Here is a 20,058-nt window from a genome sequence, read left to right on the forward strand (position 1 = left end):
GAATCATAGTTTAATAGATTTGATTTTTACAATCCCACCACAACTGAGTTGTTGCTTTGTCTTTATCAAGACCGCCCAAGAGCTTCAATGCTTCTTCATAATTAGCTCTATCCTCTGCCGACTGATAGAAACTTACAGGATACACCATACGACGAATACCACCTTCACGAGTAACGCCCTGTCCGCGGTTGGTCTGCACCTGATTCAGTTTCGGATAACCGGTTCTTCTCCACTCAGTCCATGCTTCGTGACCGTTCGGATACAATGCAATCCACTTCTGAATCATGATCTTCTCCAGTTTCTCTTCCGTTCCACCGCTGAAGGCAGGTGTCGCAGTAGTAGGAGCCGCAGCATTGTAACTGTAATAGGAGGCTCTCATATTATGGGCAATCGGAGTCAATCCGGAAGCCAGATAGTCGTCTACAGACGAACTGATACCATTTTCATCAAATGACGTGGCAACTCCTTGTTCGTACAGTGCTTCCGCATCACCAAATTCGCTTCCCCATCTCAACGCAGCCTCAGCTCTCAGGAAATAAACTTCGGAAGCACGCATCCAGTAAGTCGGAGTGTTCGAGGTAATATTGGGCTTGGAGAAATCGGTATAAATCGTATTTTGCTGATTGGCATTGCCGGGAGGCACCGCCTGATAGTTTTTCCCGTCAAAAGCCGCTACCGCATACGCACTGGGAGAAGCTTCAAAATAAGCACTCAGACGCGGGTCCTGATAACCCAACAAATAAGAAAACATGGAAGAGCCCATGCGACACTCATTATACTGATTGGCCAGCCACTCGATGTTGTTACGAAAGACCATTCCGGCTCCGGTACTCATCTGGGCTTCGTCTGATTTCGAAGTCATCACTCCAAATGTATGATTCAAAGCCTGACGGGCATATTTCTGTGCTGTCGTTTCGTCAGCATAACTGATACGCATTGCCAGACGCAACATCAGTGAATTGGCGTATTTCACCCATTTTCTCGTATCACCGGCATATACGGCATCATAATCGGCAACAATGGTTGCCCCTTGTTCCGCTCTCACAGTCAAAATGTCGATAGCAGCTGTCAGATCGGTAAACATAGCATTGAATGCAACTTGTTCGCTGTCGAAAGGTATCACCAGTGCAGGTTCTCCTGCATGGGTGTAAGGAATGGGACCGAAAGATTCAAGCGTTTTATGCCATGCAGATATCTTTAGAATCTGAGCCAAAGCAAAGATTTCCGGTGTTTCGGTCTTTTCGGATTCTTGTTTTATCTTTTTCCAGGAAGACAGCAGTGTCGTATATGAATTGGTATAAGTAGCCGCCACCCAATTGTCCTGCAAGTAATAGGTAGTATTATTACTGCCGCTATACCAGTTATTGTTCTGTCCGAAAAATCCGCTCCACGAATCGGCTGACAGATTATATGCAACCTGATACTGGTTGATGGCATCCGTATCGTCAGCCTGAGTTCCTACGGTGACTACAGCTCTTTGCATCGCTGTTACAGCACCTCCGACAGCAACACCATCTCTTATGCCCATTTCGTCGGTCATCTCGAACGGATTGGTGTTTAGCTCTTCAAAGTCACAAGCAGTAAAGAGCGACAAAGCGCAGATTCCTGCTAATAGTTTATATTGATTTATCTTTTTCATGAGGTCAGTTATAATTTAAATTTAATACCGAAACCGAAACTTCTCACACTCGGCTGCATAAAATAGTCATTACCTTGACCGTAAGTTCCTACGGACGGAGTCAGTTCCGGATCATGCGGAGCTTTGCTGTAGAGCATCCAAGGGTTATTGGAAATGAATGACAAAGTAACATCTTTCAGCACATTCTTAAACCAAAGGTCGGGGAACCTGTAACTCAAAGTCAGCTCTTGCAGACGGATATTGGTTGCACTATACACATAATATCCGGAAGTGGTATAGTCACCCGTACCTATCAGCTGATAATACGATTGTGCATCCACTCTCCCTTGTCCGGGCAGTAAGACACCGCCTGCATCGCGTGCTTCGGCAGATGCTTTGGATACTCCGAAGCGATCGAGAATAGCTTGAGTAGAGGAAGTTACCACACCACCAAAACGTCCGTTAATCAGGAAGCTGAGTCCGAATCCTTTGTATGACAGCGAGTTGCTCCATCCCAGATTAAAGTCCGGTGACGTCTTGCCCAAGAAAACGGGTTCACCTTGTTCGAGTCCGTACGAACCGTCTTGTTTGATTTCAACATACCCCTGACTGTCTTTCTTCAGGAAAGTATTGGCATATATATCGTTGATGCTGCCGCCGACTTTTAATATAACGCGTCCATTGTCTTTCCTTACTTCCGGCACGTTGATAGGCTCGGGACTCATGTCGGTACGATAGTTTTCCACCATTTCTTTGATTTCGTTGACATTGCGCGAGAAGGTCAGATTGGAGGAGAAGCTAAAGTCTCCGAAGCTGTCTCTGTATCCCAACGATGCTTCCCAACCGTGATTTTGTACATTACCAGCCTGCAAATAGATTTGTTTGTAACCCGAAAATTCCGGCAAATCGCCAATAAAGGTCTGATTGTATGTATTCGATTTATAGTAAGTAACTTCGGCACTCAGTTTATTCCATAAACGTACACTCAATCCCAATTCATAAGAACGGGTACGTTCTGCCTTGAAATCAGTAAAAGGATAGATGCCTGTGGGAGCCAGTGCACCACCGATAATCGGAGTGGTCACAGTTCCCGGAGTAAGTCCCGACTGTGATACCGGAGAACCGACTTCCGTATAAGACCCGCGTACCTTTAAATAGGAAATGAACTCGGGCAGTTTCACCATTTCAGAGATAATACCGGACAGACCTACCGAGGGATAGAAAAAGGATTCTTCGCTGGTGTTTACCAACCGGGAGTTCCAGTCATTACGACCTGTCAATGTAAGATAAAGCATACTTCTCCAGCCCAGTTCGACGTTGGCAAAGATAGCGTGATTACGTACGCGACTGTCACCTCCGTCTTCCGAGATACGACCGTTGGAAGGGTCGATGTTGCTGGCGGCAAACAGGTTTGTTACTCCGAGCAAGGTTCCTTTGTAGCCTCTTGCCAGCGACCAGTAGTTAGAGTAGCTATAACCCAAGTTGGCAGAAATATTAAAATCGTTGAACTGCTTGTTGATATTTAACATAAAGTCGGCATACTCCTGACGGTCTTTGTAATTGCTGTAATCATACAGACCTTTCTTTCCTTCGGCAAATTTCTGATCGGAAGTAGCATAAACCTTACGTTCAAACTGAACATGAGTATCGTCCATACGATAACGTCCGGCAAGATTCATCCAGTCGGTGATCTTATAGCTCAGACCGACATTAAACATATAACGGCTCTTCTCGTTCGTTGCGATGTTGCGATAAGCAGTCCAGTACGGATTCTGCGAACCATAGGTTGCATCGGCAATCGGCCAATACTGTATCGGAATATTGCGGCTCTGGTCATAACGCTCGAAAGTCTTGATATCTTCGAAGTCTTCTCCACGGGGGAAAAGGTAGGCAGAAATCACCGGATTCCAGTATTGTCCCTGCGATACCATGTTTTTATCTTCCTGTTTCACATAGGACGCTCCTAAATCCAACTGCAATTTATCGTCCAGAAAAGTGGCTGTATTGCGAATGGTGAAGTTCAGACGGTCATAAGAATTGTTGGGAACAATACCTTTTGAATTGGTGGATGAAACCGAAGCAAAAGTTTGATTCTGCTTTGTACCGGTAGACAAGGTCAACGAGTTGATAAAGTTGGTTCCGGTGTTGAAGAAATCACTCTTGGGATCATACGAATTCGGACGGGCCAGTTTGTCACCCCAGCTTTCGAACATACCTTCTTTATTTCCATACGTGTTCTGGAATTCGGGCACCATGTACGCTTTGCTGAATTCGGATGAAGAAGAAAATGATATCTGTAATTTGCCTTCCTGTCCTTTCTTAGTAGTAATCAGAACGACACCATTTGCCGCACTACTACCATACAAAGCAGCAGCCGAAGGTCCGCTCAGAATAGAGATACTCTCGATATCTTCCGGATTGAAATCAGCAATACCTTCCGTTCCGGCTTTGCCTTCACCCATGATACCACTATCTGTGTTTCCCATATTAGTATTAAACAAAGGGATACCGTCTACTACATACAGTGCATTGTTGTCGCCTTCGATAGATTTAGCGCCACGCATAACGACACGCGTCGCACCACCGACACCACTACCACTCTTGTTGATACTTACACCGGCTATCTTACCATTCAGTGAATTGATGAAGTTGGCATCTTTAATGCCGGTTATATCCTCGCTTTTTATCTGCTGCACATTGTAAGACAGTGCCTTTTCTGCCCGCTTGATACCCAATGCCGTCACGACTACTTCGTCCAGCACTTCCGTATCTTGTTTCATTGTAATCGGGTAAAAGTCCTTATTGGAAACAGCAATCAGTTGAGTTGCATATCCTATATAAGATATTTTCAAACGGGCATTACCGGGACTTTTAATCGAAAAGTTTCCGTCAAAGTCTGTAATCGTCCCTGTAGAACTGCCGTCCACAGAGATATTTACTCCGATCAGGGGTTCACCATTCTCATCGGTTACTTTCCCTTTGATATCTTTGACAGATTGTGCAGCTGCCGGTTTCTTCTCCGTAACTATAATATAATTACCTTGAATCTGATAAGAGAAACCTGTTCCTTTCAAGATTGCGTCGAGTGCAGTAGTCACCGATACGTCTTCCAAGTTAAGATCGGCAATTTTCTTTCCCTTCAATTCGGAATCACTATAATTTATAGACATCTTCGACTGTCTTTCCACAGTTTTCAATGCATCTACTACAGTGATATCTTTCTGCTGGATAGTAATTTTACTATCACTTTGAGCAAAAGCAAGGGTCTGCATCAATAATAGACCTAAAAAAATGAGAAAGACTCGCTTTTGAACAACATTATCTGCTCTTTTTTCGTAAATTTGTAGCATCTTTTTAGTATTAGTTAATTGGTTATTATTCTATGATCAATTGAAATAGCGTCGAGATACGCTAATATTAGAAGGACAATGATTTCACATCCGGGAGAAACGGCCATTTCTTCCGGATACTTTTTTGCATAGTACATTAAGTTAAAAAAGGTTCAACAATCGTTTTTCTATATTTTATCAGTTATATAGCATTTATTCCCCTTAATTATATATTTCACATCCCCTGCCACCTGCGTTATTATCTTCATCACCTCTTCCAAAGTGGCTTGCTGTTGGAAACGGAAACTATACGATTTATTGTTCAGGCTGTGAAGGCTATAAACAAAGGTATAGGGAAATTTGCGTTCGAGACTCGTAAAAATCTCATCGAGATGCATATCACTGAAAACCAGTTCTCCACGCTGCCAGGCAGTCACATCCTCTATCCGAGGCGATTGGAGGCTACGTTTCCGGGTCTGTTTATTATACGTTATCTGCTCATTGGGTTTAAGTATTACATTAGATATCAGATTATTAAATTCTACCTTCACACTACCTTCCAGCAGAGTTGCAATCAGTTCATTGTTCTCCGGATAGGCATTCACGTTAAACTCTGTACCTAAAGCTGTTATTTGAAAATCATTGGCTTTCACTATAAAAGGATGTTTTTCATCCGGCTTTACCTGGAAATTTGCTTCGCCAATCAAATATACACTTCTGGTCTTACCGGCAAACTGCTCCGGGTACAGTAAGGTGCTTCTCGAATTTAGCATCACCCGGGTACCATCGGGCAATGTAAGTTCACGTATTTCCGCCGTTGGTATGAAACATTCTACCAAGTCTTTTTGCAGTTTGTCTTTCTCCAACATCAGATAGATAGAAACAGACGATACTGCCAACAGGAAAATAGCTGCTGCTCTCCATATAAGTAACTGATACTTTTTACCGGAACCGACAGACTGCATTCCCAGATTTTGTTGCATCCGTAATATGGACTGTTGCATTCCGCGAGGTACTTTCTGTTCTCCCGCTTGTTGCCACAACGTGTGAAGTGCTTCTTTTTTTTCTTCCGCATGATTGTCGTCAGCCAACCATCGCTGCACTTTTCTACGCGTAGCCAATGAATACTCATTATGCCCGAATAACTCTATGATCTGTTGAATATAGTTTTTCATCATTAATTTCTTCCTTTATACACTAAATACAACTAAAAGAAAAACACTACTTAAAGGAAAATAGAAAAAATAAAAATAGAAGCACTTTTTTTAGTTCTATCAGTGCTAAATACACCTGGTGCTCTACCGTACGGATGGAAACATTAAGCTTTTCTGCGATTTCTTTATAACTTAATCCCTTAAAACGACTCAGCTCGAATATTAACCTTCGCCGTTCAGGCATTTTTTCCAAAGTCAGGCGAACAACCAGCAACATTTCTTCATAATATATATTATTAAGGGCATCTTCCCCTTCTATCAATTCATGAAGTACTGTTTTCTCAAGGTATCCTTCCTGATATTCCCGTTCGATTTGCTGATGCTTGAAGATATTCAGAATAATGTTTCTGGTCATTATAAAGAGGTAGTTATCTAATTCATTTTCATTGTCAAGCCATATTTCCGGTTGTAACCAAAGCTTACAGAAAATATCTTGAGCAACATCTTCAGCATCAACTTCCGACTTAAGCAACAGCTGGGCATAATTCTTTACTTTCGGAAAATTAGAAATAAAAAAACGCTGAAACTTCAGCTCAATTTGGTTAACATTATTTTCCATATCCGCTAAGATTATTATCGATTACAAGTATAAAAGTAGACATTCTCAAAGATTAGAACATAATAAAGATATATTATTAATACTTGTTTGCATATATTTATAATTATTCCGTATATAAAACAAAAACACATAAATATTGACAATACCAAATAGCCATATTATCATACCAAAAGAGAATAGAGTGATAGGATGTATAAGAAATTGACTTTGTATTTAAAAAGAGATAAAATAAAGGATCAACAATAAAAAGGGGAGTAAAAGAGAAAAACTGCAAAAAGAAAAAGCTCTGATAATCAGAGCTTTCATTTGTTTTTTTTAAGTGGAGCTGGAGGGTGTCTCTCGAACCTTTTTATAAAATCTCACAGAACATCAAATATCATATAATCAGTTATTTATCTCTTTCTTTCATTAATCTAAATATCTCTTAATATCATTGTATATCTCATTTTTCGGGTGTATTTTTGGGTGTCATTTTCAAACACACCCAATTATGAATATTAAAAGAAATATCATTTTTGCACCGGAAAGCCGCAAAAAAGACGGTATTCCAGTTACAAAGAATGTGCCAATCCGTATGCGTGTTATCTTTGCCAGTCAGCGTATCGAATTTACAACGGGATATAGAATTGATGTAGAAAAATGGGACACAGACAAGCAACGGGTTAGAAACGGTTGTACCAACAAACTAAAGCAAAGTGCATCCGAAATCAACGCAGAACTATTGCGGCAATACACCGAAATACAGAATGTGTTCAAAGAATTCGAGGTGCAAGATGTAATACCCACCCCTGCACAAATTAAAGAAGCGTTCAACCTAAAAACAAAAGAGGAAAAAAAAGAAAGCCATGAAGAAAAGCAGAAGGTTGAATTGGATTTCATGAAAGTTTTCAATGAATTTGTTGCAGAATGTAGCAAACAAAATGACTGGTCTTCCTCAACCCTCAAAAAGTTTGCAACAGTCAAAAAACACATTTACACATTTGACCCTAATACTACGTTTGACAGTTGGACGGAAAAACATTTCAATGACTATATAGAATTTTTACGTACAGAAAAAAACATGCGCAACACTTCCATTGCCAAACAAATCAAGTTCGTAAAATGGTTCTTACGTTGGGGTAATCGAAAAGGGTATCACCAAAACATGGCTTATGATAAATTCACGCCTAAAATGAAAAGTGCACCAAAAAAAGTGATATTCCTCACCCAAAATGAAATAAATAAACTAAGAACCTGCCCAATACCACCAACAAAGAAATACCTTGAAAGAGTAAGGGATGTATTGCTATTTTGCTGTTTCACAGGATTACGTCACTCCGATGTGTATAATTTGAAACATAGTGACGTTAAAAACGGTCACATCGAGGTTATTACCATAAAGACAGCAGACAGTCTTATTATTGAATTAAATGATCACAGCAAGGCAATACTCGAAAAGTACAAAGATGTGCCGTTCCCTAATGACAAGGCATTGCCAGTTGTAAGCAACCAAAGAATGAACGAATTTTTAAAAGAACTGGGACAACTGGCAGAAATAGATGAACCAATACGAGAAACATATTATAGAGGAAATGAACGAATAGACGAAGTTACACCTAAATACGCATTGTTAAGTACCCACACTGGAAGACGAACATTTATTTGTAATGCTTTGGCGCTTGGGATTCCAGTACAAGTAGTAATGAAATGGACGGGACACAGCGATTACAAAGCGATGAAGCCCTATATTGATATAGCGGATGAGATTAAAATCAATGCCATGACTAAATTTAATCTGATATAACTATGGACGAAAGAATAACATCAATGATACCCCGCTACGGGAAACTCAACAAGATATACACCGAAATAATGTCCGGAGGCAGTTTCTCTTTTGAGAAGCAACAGTTCATTTCCGGTTTTTACAGAGAGTACGGGGACACGCAGACCTTTGAAACCGCACTTATCAGCCTCATACTTGAAATGGACGCTACACACTATTCCGTACTCCTGAACAGCCTGAAACGTGAGATTGAGAACAATATATCGACCTACAATACCTGCAAGGAGTTTTTCGACCGTCTCGATACCGGATATGTCTGCCGACAGCATGAAAGCCGTTTTGACTGGGGCATTGACAGACAGATGAAAGTCACAAATGAATATTACCGGGAACTCATGGAAGCCAACGGCTCTTTGGAGGCGGTAGGTTTCAGGGAGCACGACCGTCAGGAAGAGGAGCTTTTGGAAAGAAGGTACGAACGGTGCAAACGGGAATACGACAAGGAGAAAGCCAGGCTGGACGAACTGTACAAGCAAAAGGAGCAGGCAAAGCGTGAAGCCCTGCAATGCCTGAAAAACCATTGCGGGGATATTTGCAGGCTGAGCGGCTCACTATTGGCTATCCTTGAAAAATACCTGACAGACCAAAAGAAAAAGGAGGGAGAAGAAAAGGAAGCTGTCACCGCACAGACAACCCCGCCCACCTACTTCCCCATGAAACTCTTGTCAGCCGTTTACGAAAAATGCAACGGTGAGCAGTTCGAAGCCGTTTCCGAATTGGACTTCTACGCCAACATGAACCTGCAACCATACGAAAGCAGACTGAAAATAAGACCGAGGGAGAAGGCACGTGTATGCTATCTCATTTTCCTTATGGGTGAAACGCTACCCAAGCCGGACAGAGAAAAATGGAAAGAGGACATCATGAACCTGCTGGGAATAGACGATACATACTACAAGTCAAAATACAAAGAGCCCGTTTCCGATTTTCCCAGTGACAGCAATCAGGAATTTGCTAAGGAAATGCGGTCAATATTCCGATAGCCGATGATATGTCCCGACATTCCACGACACAACCACTTTTACCACTCAAAATAATTTCTACCACTTTTTATTACTTACTGATATTTAACAAGATAGCGTGATACCCCAATCACGCTATCCACATCCTTACCACTCGTACCCGGGACTAACTTTGCACTGTTCGAACGAGGTAAAAAGCCCACGCGCAGGGCTTACAGTGTAAACTTAATCATATCAAGAAAATGGAAGTGAAAGAACTTTTATCAAAACCCGTATGGCAGATGACGGGCGAGGAATTCATATTCCTGAACCGCCATGCCTTGCAGGAAAAAGAAATGGGAGCAGCGCAGCCCGTAGCCAACAAGGACAAGAAATACGTGTACGGGATAGGCGGCATAGCCCGGCTGTTCGGGTGCAGCATACCCACCGCAAACCGTATCAAGAAAAGCGGAAAGATAGACAGAGCCGTCACGCAGATAGGACGCAAAATCATCGTCGATGCGGACATGGCACTGGAACTGGCAGGACACAAAAACGGGGGACGCAGATAAGGAGGCAGGCTATGGAGTACAGAGAAAGAAAAGAGGTCACGCCCGAAGAGGCGGTGATACTATGGCAAGCCTCACGGCTCGACCTTTCGGATGACTACGAGAAGGCACCCGAAATCCTGAAAGTGCGGGGCTCCGTCATAGGCACGCTGGGCAATTTCAGTGCGTCAATCGGAAAAGCCAAAAGCAAGAAAACATTCAATGTTTCCGCAATCGTGGCGGCTGCGCTGAAAAACGGAACGGTACTAAGCTACACGGCTGAACTGCCCGAAAACAAGCGGAAAATACTCTATGTGGACACCGAGCAAAGCACCTACCACTGCGCAAAGGTGGCAAAACGGATATTGCGCATGGCGGGACTACCCACAGACAGAAACCATGAAGACCTTGAATTTCTCGTCCTAAGGAAATACACGCCCGAAGAGCGTATAGCAATCGTAAGGGAGGCAATCTACCGAACCGAGAATGTAGGGCTGGTAATCATTGACGGAATACGGGACATGGTGTATGACATCAACAGTTCCGGCGAGTCCACAAGAATTATCTCCCTACTGATGACATGGACGGGGGAAAGGAATATCCACATCCATACTATCCTGCACCAGAACAAGGGGGACGAGAACGCAAGGGGGCACATCGGAACCGAACTCAGCAACAAGGCGGAAACCGTACTGCAAGTGGAGAAGGACAGCAAGAACCCCGACATAAGTACGGTCAAAACCGCACATATCAGGGCGGTGGATTTCGAGCCGTTCGCATTCCGTATCAATGAGGAGGCACTGCCCGAACTGCTGGACGGCTATCAGTTCAAGGAGAAGGAGCCGGGCAAAGGGAGGAGGAAATTCGACCCGTACAAGGATGTCACCGAGCAGCAGCACCGCATCGCACTGGAAGCGGCATTCACCCTGAAAGACGAATACGGCTACAAGGAACTCGAAAGGGTATTGAGGGAAACCTACGCCTCTGTCGGTGTCATGCTTGGCGGAAACAGGGTGACAGACCTCATTACCGTATTGAAGAACAAACGGATGATCGTGCAGGAGAACGGCAGGAAATACACCTTCAAACCCGATTTCCACTATTAGCGGTATTGCATGGAAACCACTTTACTTTAGTCACGTACTATATATATACGGAAATAAAGTAAAGTGGATATAGCCCGTAATATATAGAAAAGGTACGGGCAAAAACAAAAAAGACATTTGCACCACTTGACAAGAAAAACAGCATGACAGCCCGGAAACCGCTTTACTTTAGTCAGGGTGCATATATATAGCGAAGTAAAATAAAGCGGATGCAGCTCACAACATGCAAAAAGTACGGGCGAAAAGAAAAAACAATGTCCACTTAAACAGAAACCCACATGAATACGAATGAAGCGAAGCAGATACGCATAGAGGAATATCTGCACAGTCTTGGCTACAACCCAGTAAGACGGCAGGGAGACAGCCTATGGTACAAGTCACCGTTCAGGGACGAGCAGGAACCGTCCTTCAAGGTGAACGTGGAACGCAACCTATGGTACGATTTTGGCGCGAGCAGGGGCGGGAACATCATCGCACTGGCGCAGGAGCTCTACGCGTCCGACAGCCTGCCCTACCTCTTGGAACGGATAGCGGAGCAGGCACCAAACGTGCGCCCGGTCTCCTTCTCTTTTGGCGGGCAACCACTCTCTAAACCGAGTTTCCGGCAGTTAGAGGTGGTGCCGCTTTCTTCCCCCGCCCTATTGTCCTATCTGCGGCAAAGGGGGATAAATACGGAACTGGCAAAAAGAGAATGCAGGGAGGTGCGCTACCTGACTGACGGCAAACCCTACTTTGCCGTCGGCTTCCCCAACCGTTCGGGAGGCTACGAAATACGCAACAAATTCTTCAAGGGCTGTATAGCCCCGAAAGACATCACACACATACGGCAGGAACAGCCAAAGGAATCCTGCTACCTCTTCGAGGGCTTCATGGACTACCTTTCCTTCCTCACCCTGCGGCTGGAAAGGTGTCCTGCCCGCCCCGACCTTGACGGGCAGGACTACATCGTACTGAACTCGACTTCCAACCTCTCCAAAGCAATCCGACCATTGGGCGGTTACGGGCTCATCCACTGTTTCCTTGACAACGACAAGGCGGGAATGGAAGCCGTTCAGGAACTGCGGGAGGAATACGGGCTACGCATCCGGGACGCATCGCACATATACGGAGGCTACAACGACCTGAACGACTTCCTCCGGAGTAAACAGAACGAACAACCCGAACGGCAGCAGGAGAAGCCGGAGAGGAAAGGCAAAGGTTTCAGGATGTAACCGCACGTGCACCGGACGACTTTTGAAAAAGTCATAGCTCATTAGGGCTTTTTCTTGACGCAATGCACGCATCGCTAAAAAAGCCCCAATGAGCAAAAGGGACGCCGCCCCTTTTGAAACCCCGGAGCCATGCGGCATGGAAGCAAGGCAGGGGAAGTATTAACCGAAAAAATATATTACAGTTATGGGATATGCAGTTTTGCATTTGGAAAAGGCGAAAGGTGCGGACGGTGCAATGTCCACACACATAGAGCGTACCATTCATCCGAAGAATGCAGACAGAACACGAACGCACCTGAACCGGGAACTGGTGCGGTTTCCCGAAGGGGTGAAAAACCGAACGCAGGCGATAGCACACCGGATAGAAACGGCAGGTATCAGACGCAAGGTGGGCACCAATCAGGTGAAGGCAATCCGGGTACTGCTCACCGGAAGCAACAAGGACATGAAACAAATGGAAGCGGACGGACGACTTGACGGCTGGTGCAACGACAACCTGAAATGGCTACGGGAAACATACGGGGAGCAAAACCTCGTATCGGCAGTCCTGCACATGGACGAGAAGACACCGCACATACACGCCACTATCGTACCGATAGTGACGGGAGAACGCAGGAAAGCCAAACAAGACGAACAGAACGGGAAGAAAAAATACAGAAAGAAGAACCCGCAGGATGTACGGCTGTGCGCTGATGACGTAATGGCAAGGCACAAGCTGAAACACTATCAGGACACTTATGCACAAGCCATGAACAAGTACAGTTTGCAAAGAGGTGTGGACGGCTCACTGGCAAGACACGTTTCCACCTCACAATATTACAAGGAACTGGTGGAACAGCAGGACAGCCTGCAAGAGAACATAGAAGCCCTGCTGGGGCTGGAAGAGGAAGCGCAGAAGAGGTTGAAGCAAGTAAAGAGGGAAATCAACGTGCAGAAGATGAAAGGTGCGGCGGTAAACGCCACCACAGTCATAGCGGACGGGGTGAGTTCTCTTTTGGGCGGCAGCAAGGTCAAGAGGCTGGAAGCGGAGAACGAAAATTTGAAGCGAGACATTGTAGATCTGCAAAAGCAGGTACAAGCCGAACAGAGGGAGCAGACAAAAATGGAGAACCGCCACAACAGCGAGATAATCAGGATAGACCGAAGTTACCAGCAGAAAATTGCAGGGTATGACAATAGGCTGAAACAGATAGACACCTATTTCCCTATCGTAACGGAACTGCTGCCCATAGCCGAACAATGCCGGGAAGTGGGGTTCACCGAAGAACTGACAAGGCAAATCGTCAGCCTGCAACCCGTGGAGTTCAAGGGAAGGCTCTATTCAAAAGAACACAAGGAGAAGTTCAGGACGGAGCATTCAACGGCAACCGTAGAGAGAAATCCGCAGGAGAAAGGAAAGTTCCGGCTGTGCATTGACGGAATGCCGATACTTGAATGGTTTAAAATGAAGTTTCAAGAGCTCAAAGAGAAACTGGGTGTAGGCTACACCCAAAAAGAGGAAAACATACCCAAAAGGGGATTGAGGATGTAAAGCGTAATAAAAAATAAGGGGCTTTGGTTTCATTTATTCAGCTGTTTTTCATATTTTTGCACTGGATTGAGTGTGTTCTTTCCAAGACATATTAGAATTTTTAGAAGCGTTATGCTTATCTTGTAGATGAAAACGTAGGAAATTTTCAAAGAGTACAAGGATAGCATAGTGGTTCTCACGCTATAGGCGTGGGCTGCTATATCCATATCTGTACTCAAGGTATTTTCCTACGACCTTCATCTAAGACGTGGCATGTAGGCCCACGCTTCTTTTTGTATAACTCTGCTTAGTAGGGTCTCAGGCGGCTATGTATGAAACCAACAACATGATTTCACAAGATGAATTTTCTTTATTTGACCCTCAAAAAACGAGAGCTTCAGTCTTACCTGATAAGCCCGGTAACTATATCATAGTATTACGTAGTACGTCCTCATTGCCCATAAAAGTGCAAATTTCCACTACTCCCATACTAACCTCTTTTCAGCACAAAAAAGAAAAATACAATGTCGTGTATGTAGGCAAAAGCAGTAAAAGTCTGCGTATTCGTGACTATAAACAACATTTCACTGGCACTGCCGGAAATTCCACAATTCGTAAATCATTAGGATGTTTATTGGGATTCAAACTGATTCCAAGAGACATTAACTCTCCCCAAAACGGAAAAACTACATTTGGTGAATTTGACGAGCGTACACTGACCGAATGGATGAAAGACAACCTGCTACTTTTTTATTATGCAAATAATGATTATGCAAATGTTGAAAAAGAATTGATTCGCACATATAATCCCCCTCTTAACTTGCAAGGAAATTTCAATAAAACTAATCTTGATTTCCGCAAGGAGCTTTCTGCGCTTCGTTCATGCACTTCAGCGAAACAAGCCCCAATACCAAATAACCAATTAAAACTAAATACTTATCCACAACAAATGCAATGCAGCAATTGTGGTATAAATCTAACAATTGATGAAGGGTTAAAAAATGAGGAGTACATTAAATGCCTTTCTTGTGGTTGTATTATTCAAAATCCCACCTACATACAAAATAAAAAAAATAAAGAACGCCGACAATGGATAGCGGTATTGATTTTTCTTGTTGTGGTTATAATTTTTAATATTTCAAGTAGAGAATACAGCACTTCTTCAAAGGGTAACAATAGAATCGAAAACTACGGGAGCAACAAAGGACCATCTCAAACAAAAGCTATGGCAGGAGTAAGGGTCTATCTTAAACGGCATTATCTTAAAGACCCTGACAGTTATGAAGGAATAAGTTGGGAAGCCTTTGGTATATATAATAAAGACAATAATACTTATTTTGCTCTTCATAAATATAGGGCTAAAAACAGTTATGGCGGTTACGTAGTGGAAGAAAAACTTTTTGTATTGGATTCTGACGGGAATGTTATAAAAGTTGTAGATGACATGAATGAAGTCATTAATGGTTATTGATATTTCCAATGAACAAACAATGAAGTTATGAAGGAGCAAAATGCTGAAAGACTTTCTGAATATGAGAAAGCCCAAATAGAGTTTGCAAAAGGTAAAGCGGAGTTTCTACAAGGATGTGGCGGTTGCCTGATGATTCCAATCATCATTATCATTCTACTTTGTATAGTAATTTTAATAGGTCTAATCGCTTCTCCTTTTATGGATTAATCAAAAAATTTAATTCTAACTTAAATAATATAGCATCATGAAAAAAATTATTACTTCTATTTTCATTTTGATGTTTTATCTTGGTTGTTCACCATCACAGAAGGATGTACTATTTGCAAACGCTTCCGATGAACAAATCATAGAATGGGGTAAACAGTACGTAGTCCATTCCATTGAGGATAGTTTAAAGGAAGGAGAAAGTTACAAAATAATGGAATGGATTTTGGCAGAAAAAAAGACAAGTATTCCCGTTGAAGTATGGCAAATGGATAATACATATAAAAAAGATTCAATACCAGGATGCACCAAGCTATTAGATACACGAGGTATTTTTGATGAACTCGCATTTATAGGAAACGGTGATAGCGCATTTGTAGCTTTCGCTGTTGCATATACAATAAATGAAAAGAATGGGAACTGCTCATTCTTAGAAAAAACATTTACCCTCGATAAAAACGGTAAAGTATCAAATTGCAGCGATTACCTCAGCCCTTCTCAAAAGATGAAACAAACAGAAGAAAAATTCCACAAAGCTTTGGAACAACTGGGACCTTTTCTCATTCAGGCGGTAAAGGAAGGTGCCGCTATGGCAGGCAAAGATACAAGTGGCATAACAAATGTGACGATTAATGGAAAAACATATTCCGAATAACTTATAATATGACGTATTATGAAGAAAAATGAACGTATTTCAAGTATCAACAGTGTATTGCAAGATTATTTTACGAAACATCCTCAAAGCGAAATGACTCTTGCAAAAGAGTTTATGCATCTTTTTATAAAGAATGGCATTTTCAATAAAGATTATAAGGAAGGTTTACCCATTCGAAAAATTCTGAGAGCTTTGGATGATGAAAATTCATTAGACAAAATCCCCTACGTTCATGCCGAAAGGAAACCTAAAATTACTAATTGGTATTTTCGCCCTTTGTTTTTATCGTTTGTAATATTTATGGGTACGCTTTCGAGTTGTTCTTTTAAGTCAAATACCGATTTTCCTGAAGTGACCCATGTAGCTTTCCAAAAAGAAAAACATGGGAAATGGGGCATGGTTGGAGTTGATGGAAACATCTTGTTTGAAAACAAATTTGATAAAAGACCGTCTTATGCAGTAAATGGAGTGTTTAGAGTTTGGGATTATGATACAAATCAATATCTTTACTATTCCGCAACTCCAACTCCTAAATTAATAGGGACTCCAAAAGGTTATAAGCAAGGAGGTGTATGTAGTGAGGGAATAATCCCAGTTGTGTCTACGGATGAACGTATTCACTATTTAACAGAAACGGGAGAAACTGCTTTTTATTTGCTTCCGTATCAGGGGAAGGAATTCTTATGTGTATCTCCGTTCTTTACGGAGCAACGTGCTTGGTTTCGATTAGAAAATCGTAAATGCGGATATATAGATCCACAAGGCAATGTTGTGATAGAACCTATTTATGATAACGCTTTCCCTTTCCATGAAGGAAAAGCTATTGTATATAACAAAGAAGTTGACAAATGGTTAGTTATCGACCCCAATGGAAAAGAATTATTTGAAGCCAGTTCCAATGGATACCAACAATATTCATACACTTTTTTTGAAAACGGATATTGTTTAATAGAAAACTTCTTACTCAATGAAAAAGGCGAAAAAGCACAGAGATTCCCCTCTAATATTTATAGTATTTCACCTTTCATTGACAATGTCGCTTTATTTCAAGACAGTAAAACTGGATTATGGGGACAACTTAACATACAAGGAGAAAGCATTGTAGAGCCTAAGTATTCGCGAGCTTTAGGTATTGTAGGTGATTGGATATATGTTGCTGATACAATTGCTAATTTAAAAGATGACTGGGATAATCAATATATGAATGTATATGCAATAAATTCTAAAGGTGAGATTAAAAATAAAATAGAAAACGTTTCATGTTTTTACCCATTATCCCAATATATCATAATGGCAGAAAATGAGAAATATTACTTTGCTAACAAGAAAGGGAATCCAGTAGACAACAACTCTTATTACAAAATTTCAGTTCCCCCATTTACAAATTCCCCCAGTTACTCATCCTTTTGGTCTTCTTTAATAGCACCTCACTCCTTGTCTGATTATGATGCTTGGGGAGTTGTAACCAATTATATAGATGAAAAGAAAACATTGGCGTCAATATTTGATAAATTAACATCCGATGGCATTGATAGTTTAAAAATGGGTCAACCTATTTCAAGAATTATGGATTTATACAATATAAAACAAATGCCAGCAAGTGGGATGGTTGACTTGCATAACAGAGATTGGGGTATAAATCAAGTTTTTGCAACATATTCCGTCGGCATTCTTTATGAATGTAAGTGTGTAATTGTGATTAAAGTAGAGATTAATGCGAATGCTTCACCGATAGGTGATAATCCTCAAAAATTATTTGATGCTATACCACAATATCTTACAGAAACTTTGGGACTAAAAAGGGAAGATGAAAACCTTTATCGCTCTAAAGATGCTTGTTATGATATTGTTTATTGTAAAGGAGAAAATTCGTTCTTTTTAATGTCTAAAGCGATGACAGAGGAATAGTTAAGAAATATTCATGTATCATCGAACACTTAAAAATATTCCCGCACAGGACATCAAATTCTGTACGGGAATACTTTTATACATAAAAAATAATTATCTAAGTATTGTGGACCTGGGGAGAATCGAACTCCCGTCCAAACGAGGAAACCATATGCTTTCTACATGCTTATCTTTGCCTAAAATTTTCGAACATAAGCAAGACCAAAGCCACCAACTTATGCCTTATCCTCTAAAGTTTCGTAAGAGTTACGAGGAAAAACTCAAACTATTCCCGATTTTACTGTGCCACTTTATCAAACGCTTCGGAACAAGAGCTTTTGAGTGACATCTCGTTTCTACCACTTTGGCGGAAATAAAGCTAATCTACTATACTTCGATTAAGCAGCGAGAGCATAATTTTCGTTGCCAGATAAATTTTTGAAAACTGGGATTATAGTGCCAATCAACCACGCACTGCATGCTTACATACCATTCCAACTCGCTGTCAATTCCAGTCAAGCCCAAAATGATTTTGCAAAGATAACGTTTCTTTATTACTTAAACAAATCCATAGATTAGTATCTTTGTATATTAGAAAATATCATACTGTTAATTTATTTAAGAAATAGACTATCATTCAATATAAAGAATGATAAATAAACATCTGCCACATTAAACCGGGTGTAAATTAGGGTGTATTATTCATAACTACCTAATAATCAACATCTATTGTGGAGCTGGAGGGAATCGAACCCTCGTCCAAACGAGGAAATCATAAGCTTTCTACATGCTTATCTTTGCCTAAATTTTCGTGCAGGAGCAGAACCAAAGCCATCAATTCCTGCCTTATCCTCTAAAGTTTCATCAAAAACGCGAGGCCGCTTCTGACTATCCCCGATGTTACTGCACCACTGAACCGGAATGCTTCGGAGCAACAGCTTCCGAGTGATGTCTCGTCCTGGCACCTAGTGCCTGGATTAAGCTAATCTACTGTGATTCGATTAAGCAGCAAGAGCGTAATTAGTTTCGCCAGATAAAGTTTTGATAACTGAGATTTAAGTGGAAATTACCGACCCACTGCATGCTTACCTACCATTTCTGCCCGCTGTCAAATCCAGTCAACCCCATGACTTTGTAACGGTCTGAAAATCAAAAGAGAACAATCGTTATTTTATATTTGAGAAACAAATAAGGGATAAATAATACATCATATCCTTTCAATAATCCTGTTTTCTTTGGCACAAAGATACATATTCTTTTGTTACTAACCATCATATATTTGCAAATATTAGCCGATGATATGCTATCCGGTATACAGAGATATATCATGAGCGGAGGCAGACTTGGCTCCCAGACATACAACATTTGTAGGCCCGGTTATTTCCAACTTACCAACATTATCCGTACATTTGTGGAATATAATAAATACTATCAACCCCAAAAAAGCAATGGAAGAACCATTTGATTATTCTCAAGTACCTTTCACATTCGGAATGTGCGCTGCCGAAAATTGCCCGCAAGCCTCGACTTGCCTGCGACAGATAGCTTTAAAACACGCCCCTGCAAACAAAGTTTTTCTGCCAATTATGAATCCAAACCATATAAAGGGCATAAAAGGAAAATGTGACTATTTCTGTTCGAACGAAAAGGTGCGCTACGCCAAAGGATTCATGTGCACAATAAATGCACTCACAGTGCGCGTTGCAAACACGTTCCGCTACCGGATGATCGGATATCTGGGACGTAAAAACTACTACTTGAAACGCAGTGGCAAACTGGCGCTCACTCCCGCCGAGCAGCAATGGGTTATAAACACCGCCAAAGAACTGGGAGTCATTCAAAGTGAGTATTTCGACAGTTTGTCTTACCCTGGATTTGGTTGACTACTATAAGTATCAACTAAAATGAATAAAAGATGAAAAAGAGTGACATGACCTTTAGTCCTTATCAGCTTGAACTTCTTGGCGATTTCTATCGTTCGAA

The 20,058-nt window shown here is 41.8% G+C and carries 15 protein-coding genes and 2 other RNA genes; 11 read left to right on the plus strand and 6 right to left on the minus strand.

The window, feature by feature from the left end; genetic code table 11:
- Positions 1 to 10: 10 nt before the first annotated feature.
- The 4 genes from NBH01_RS11680 to NBH01_RS11695 all read right to left on the minus strand — a co-directional run bounded on the left by NBH01_RS11680 (position 11) and on the right by NBH01_RS11695 (position 6,720).
- Positions 11 to 1,639 (minus strand): SusD/RagB family nutrient-binding outer membrane lipoprotein, encoded by a 1,629-nt coding sequence (locus NBH01_RS11680; protein ID WP_117860111.1) that lies wholly within the window; start codon positions 1,637 to 1,639, stop codon positions 11 to 13.
- A gap of 8 nt (positions 1,640 to 1,647) precedes the next feature.
- Positions 1,648 to 4,968: a TonB-dependent receptor gene (locus tag NBH01_RS11685; RefSeq protein ID WP_250700114.1), complete on the minus strand. Its 3,321-nt coding sequence runs from the start codon at positions 4,966 to 4,968 to the stop codon at positions 1,648 to 1,650.
- Between the two features lie 167 nt (positions 4,969 to 5,135).
- Entirely contained in the window at positions 5,136 to 6,122 is a 987-nt protein-coding gene (locus NBH01_RS11690; RefSeq protein WP_070750168.1) for a FecR family protein, read from the minus strand.
- Between the two features lie 46 nt (positions 6,123 to 6,168).
- A complete protein-coding gene (locus NBH01_RS11695) occupies positions 6,169 to 6,720 on the minus strand; it encodes an RNA polymerase sigma-70 factor (RefSeq protein WP_008760068.1) in 552 nt (183 codons plus the stop codon).
- 490 nt (positions 6,721 to 7,210) lie between these two features.
- On the opposite strand from NBH01_RS11695, the gene NBH01_RS11700 reads away from it, so the two are divergent.
- From NBH01_RS11700 to NBH01_RS11745, 10 genes are all read left to right on the plus strand, one after another.
- On the plus strand, positions 7,211 to 8,503 hold the full coding sequence (locus tag NBH01_RS11700) for a site-specific integrase (protein ID WP_117710131.1): 1,293 nt from the start codon (positions 7,211 to 7,213) through the stop codon (positions 8,501 to 8,503).
- 2 nt (positions 8,504 to 8,505) lie between these two features.
- Complete coding sequence (locus NBH01_RS11705; RefSeq protein WP_117710132.1) at positions 8,506 to 9,525, plus strand: hypothetical protein; 1,020 nt, start codon at positions 8,506 to 8,508, stop codon at positions 9,523 to 9,525.
- Positions 9,526 to 9,746: 221 nt separating this feature from the next.
- Positions 9,747 to 10,055 carry a DUF3853 family protein gene (locus NBH01_RS11710; RefSeq protein WP_117710133.1) on the plus strand — a complete coding sequence of 103 codons (309 nt, stop codon included), beginning with the start codon at positions 9,747 to 9,749 and terminating at the stop codon, positions 10,053 to 10,055.
- Between the two features lie 11 nt (positions 10,056 to 10,066).
- Positions 10,067 to 11,137 carry an AAA family ATPase gene (locus tag NBH01_RS11715; RefSeq protein WP_117710134.1) on the plus strand — a complete coding sequence of 357 codons (1,071 nt, stop codon included), beginning with the start codon at positions 10,067 to 10,069 and terminating at the stop codon, positions 11,135 to 11,137.
- A gap of 278 nt (positions 11,138 to 11,415) precedes the next feature.
- Complete coding sequence (locus tag NBH01_RS11720) at positions 11,416 to 12,348, plus strand: DUF8464 domain-containing protein (RefSeq protein ID WP_117710135.1); 933 nt, start codon at positions 11,416 to 11,418, stop codon at positions 12,346 to 12,348.
- Positions 12,349 to 12,532: 184 nt separating this feature from the next.
- Complete coding sequence (gene mobV, locus NBH01_RS11725) at positions 12,533 to 13,879, plus strand: MobV family relaxase (RefSeq protein ID WP_117710136.1); 1,347 nt, start codon at positions 12,533 to 12,535, stop codon at positions 13,877 to 13,879.
- Positions 13,880 to 14,204: 325 nt separating this feature from the next.
- Positions 14,205 to 15,329 carry a GIY-YIG nuclease family protein gene (locus NBH01_RS11730; RefSeq protein WP_117589533.1) on the plus strand — a complete coding sequence of 375 codons (1,125 nt, stop codon included), beginning with the start codon at positions 14,205 to 14,207 and terminating at the stop codon, positions 15,327 to 15,329.
- A 27-nt stretch (positions 15,330 to 15,356) separates the two neighbouring features.
- Positions 15,357 to 15,536 carry a hypothetical protein gene (locus NBH01_RS11735; RefSeq protein WP_005680237.1) on the plus strand — a complete coding sequence of 60 codons (180 nt, stop codon included), beginning with the start codon at positions 15,357 to 15,359 and terminating at the stop codon, positions 15,534 to 15,536.
- A 37-nt stretch (positions 15,537 to 15,573) separates the two neighbouring features.
- Positions 15,574 to 16,188, plus strand: a complete 615-nt coding sequence (locus NBH01_RS11740) for a hypothetical protein (protein WP_117589534.1) — start codon at positions 15,574 to 15,576, stop codon at positions 16,186 to 16,188.
- A gap of 18 nt (positions 16,189 to 16,206) precedes the next feature.
- The gene (locus tag NBH01_RS11745; protein WP_117589535.1) at positions 16,207 to 18,096 is read left to right on the plus strand and encodes a WG repeat-containing protein; all 1,890 of its coding nucleotides are present in this window, start codon (positions 16,207 to 16,209) and stop codon (positions 18,094 to 18,096) included.
- A 104-nt stretch (positions 18,097 to 18,200) separates the two neighbouring features.
- On the opposite strand, the gene ssrA (NBH01_RS11750) is transcribed toward NBH01_RS11745, so the two are convergent.
- Both ssrA (NBH01_RS11750) and ssrA (NBH01_RS11755) read right to left on the minus strand, forming a co-directional pair.
- Positions 18,201 to 18,598, minus strand: a transfer-messenger RNA (tmRNA) gene (ssrA, locus tag NBH01_RS11750).
- A gap of 206 nt (positions 18,599 to 18,804) precedes the next feature.
- Positions 18,805 to 19,201, minus strand: a transfer-messenger RNA (tmRNA) gene (gene ssrA / locus NBH01_RS11755).
- Positions 19,202 to 19,523: 322 nt separating this feature from the next.
- Between ssrA (NBH01_RS11755) and NBH01_RS11760 the strand changes: the two genes are divergently transcribed.
- On the plus strand, positions 19,524 to 19,958 hold the full coding sequence (locus NBH01_RS11760) for a DUF6078 family protein (RefSeq protein WP_250700115.1): 435 nt from the start codon (positions 19,524 to 19,526) through the stop codon (positions 19,956 to 19,958).
- Positions 19,959 to 20,058 lie beyond the last annotated feature (100 nt).

Source organism: Bacteroides sp. B1-V-101 (genome assembly GCF_023656585.1).
Lineage (GTDB): Bacteria > Bacteroidota > Bacteroidia > Bacteroidales > Bacteroidaceae > Bacteroides > Bacteroides thetaiotaomicron.

Coding starts and splice junctions, on each gene's coding strand:
- NBH01_RS11730 (WP_117589533.1), top strand. CDS start 14,205: ATGATTTCACAAGATGAATTTTCTTTATTTGACCCTCAAAAAACGAGA.
- NBH01_RS11735 (WP_005680237.1), top strand. CDS start 15,357: ATGAAGGAGCAAAATGCTGAAAGACTTTCTGAATATGAGAAAGCCCAA.
- NBH01_RS11740 (WP_117589534.1), top strand. CDS start 15,574: ATGAAAAAAATTATTACTTCTATTTTCATTTTGATGTTTTATCTTGGT.
- NBH01_RS11680 (WP_117860111.1), bottom strand. CDS start 1,639: ATGAAAAAGATAAATCAATATAAACTATTAGCAGGAATCTGCGCTTTG.
- NBH01_RS11720 (WP_117710135.1), top strand. CDS start 11,416: ATGAATACGAATGAAGCGAAGCAGATACGCATAGAGGAATATCTGCAC.
- NBH01_RS11685 (WP_250700114.1), bottom strand. CDS start 4,968: ATGCTACAAATTTACGAAAAAAGAGCAGATAATGTTGTTCAAAAGCGA.
- NBH01_RS11710 (WP_117710133.1), top strand. CDS start 9,747: ATGGAAGTGAAAGAACTTTTATCAAAACCCGTATGGCAGATGACGGGC.
- NBH01_RS11705 (WP_117710132.1), top strand. CDS start 8,506: ATGGACGAAAGAATAACATCAATGATACCCCGCTACGGGAAACTCAAC.
- NBH01_RS11715 (WP_117710134.1), top strand. CDS start 10,067: ATGGAGTACAGAGAAAGAAAAGAGGTCACGCCCGAAGAGGCGGTGATA.
- NBH01_RS11700 (WP_117710131.1), top strand. CDS start 7,211: ATGAATATTAAAAGAAATATCATTTTTGCACCGGAAAGCCGCAAAAAA.
- NBH01_RS11690 (WP_070750168.1), bottom strand. CDS start 6,122: ATGAAAAACTATATTCAACAGATCATAGAGTTATTCGGGCATAATGAG.
- NBH01_RS11695 (WP_008760068.1), bottom strand. CDS start 6,720: ATGGAAAATAATGTTAACCAAATTGAGCTGAAGTTTCAGCGTTTTTTT.
- NBH01_RS11745 (WP_117589535.1), top strand. CDS start 16,207: ATGAAGAAAAATGAACGTATTTCAAGTATCAACAGTGTATTGCAAGAT.
- mobV (WP_117710136.1), top strand. CDS start 12,533: ATGGGATATGCAGTTTTGCATTTGGAAAAGGCGAAAGGTGCGGACGGT.
- NBH01_RS11760 (WP_250700115.1), top strand. CDS start 19,524: ATGGAAGAACCATTTGATTATTCTCAAGTACCTTTCACATTCGGAATG.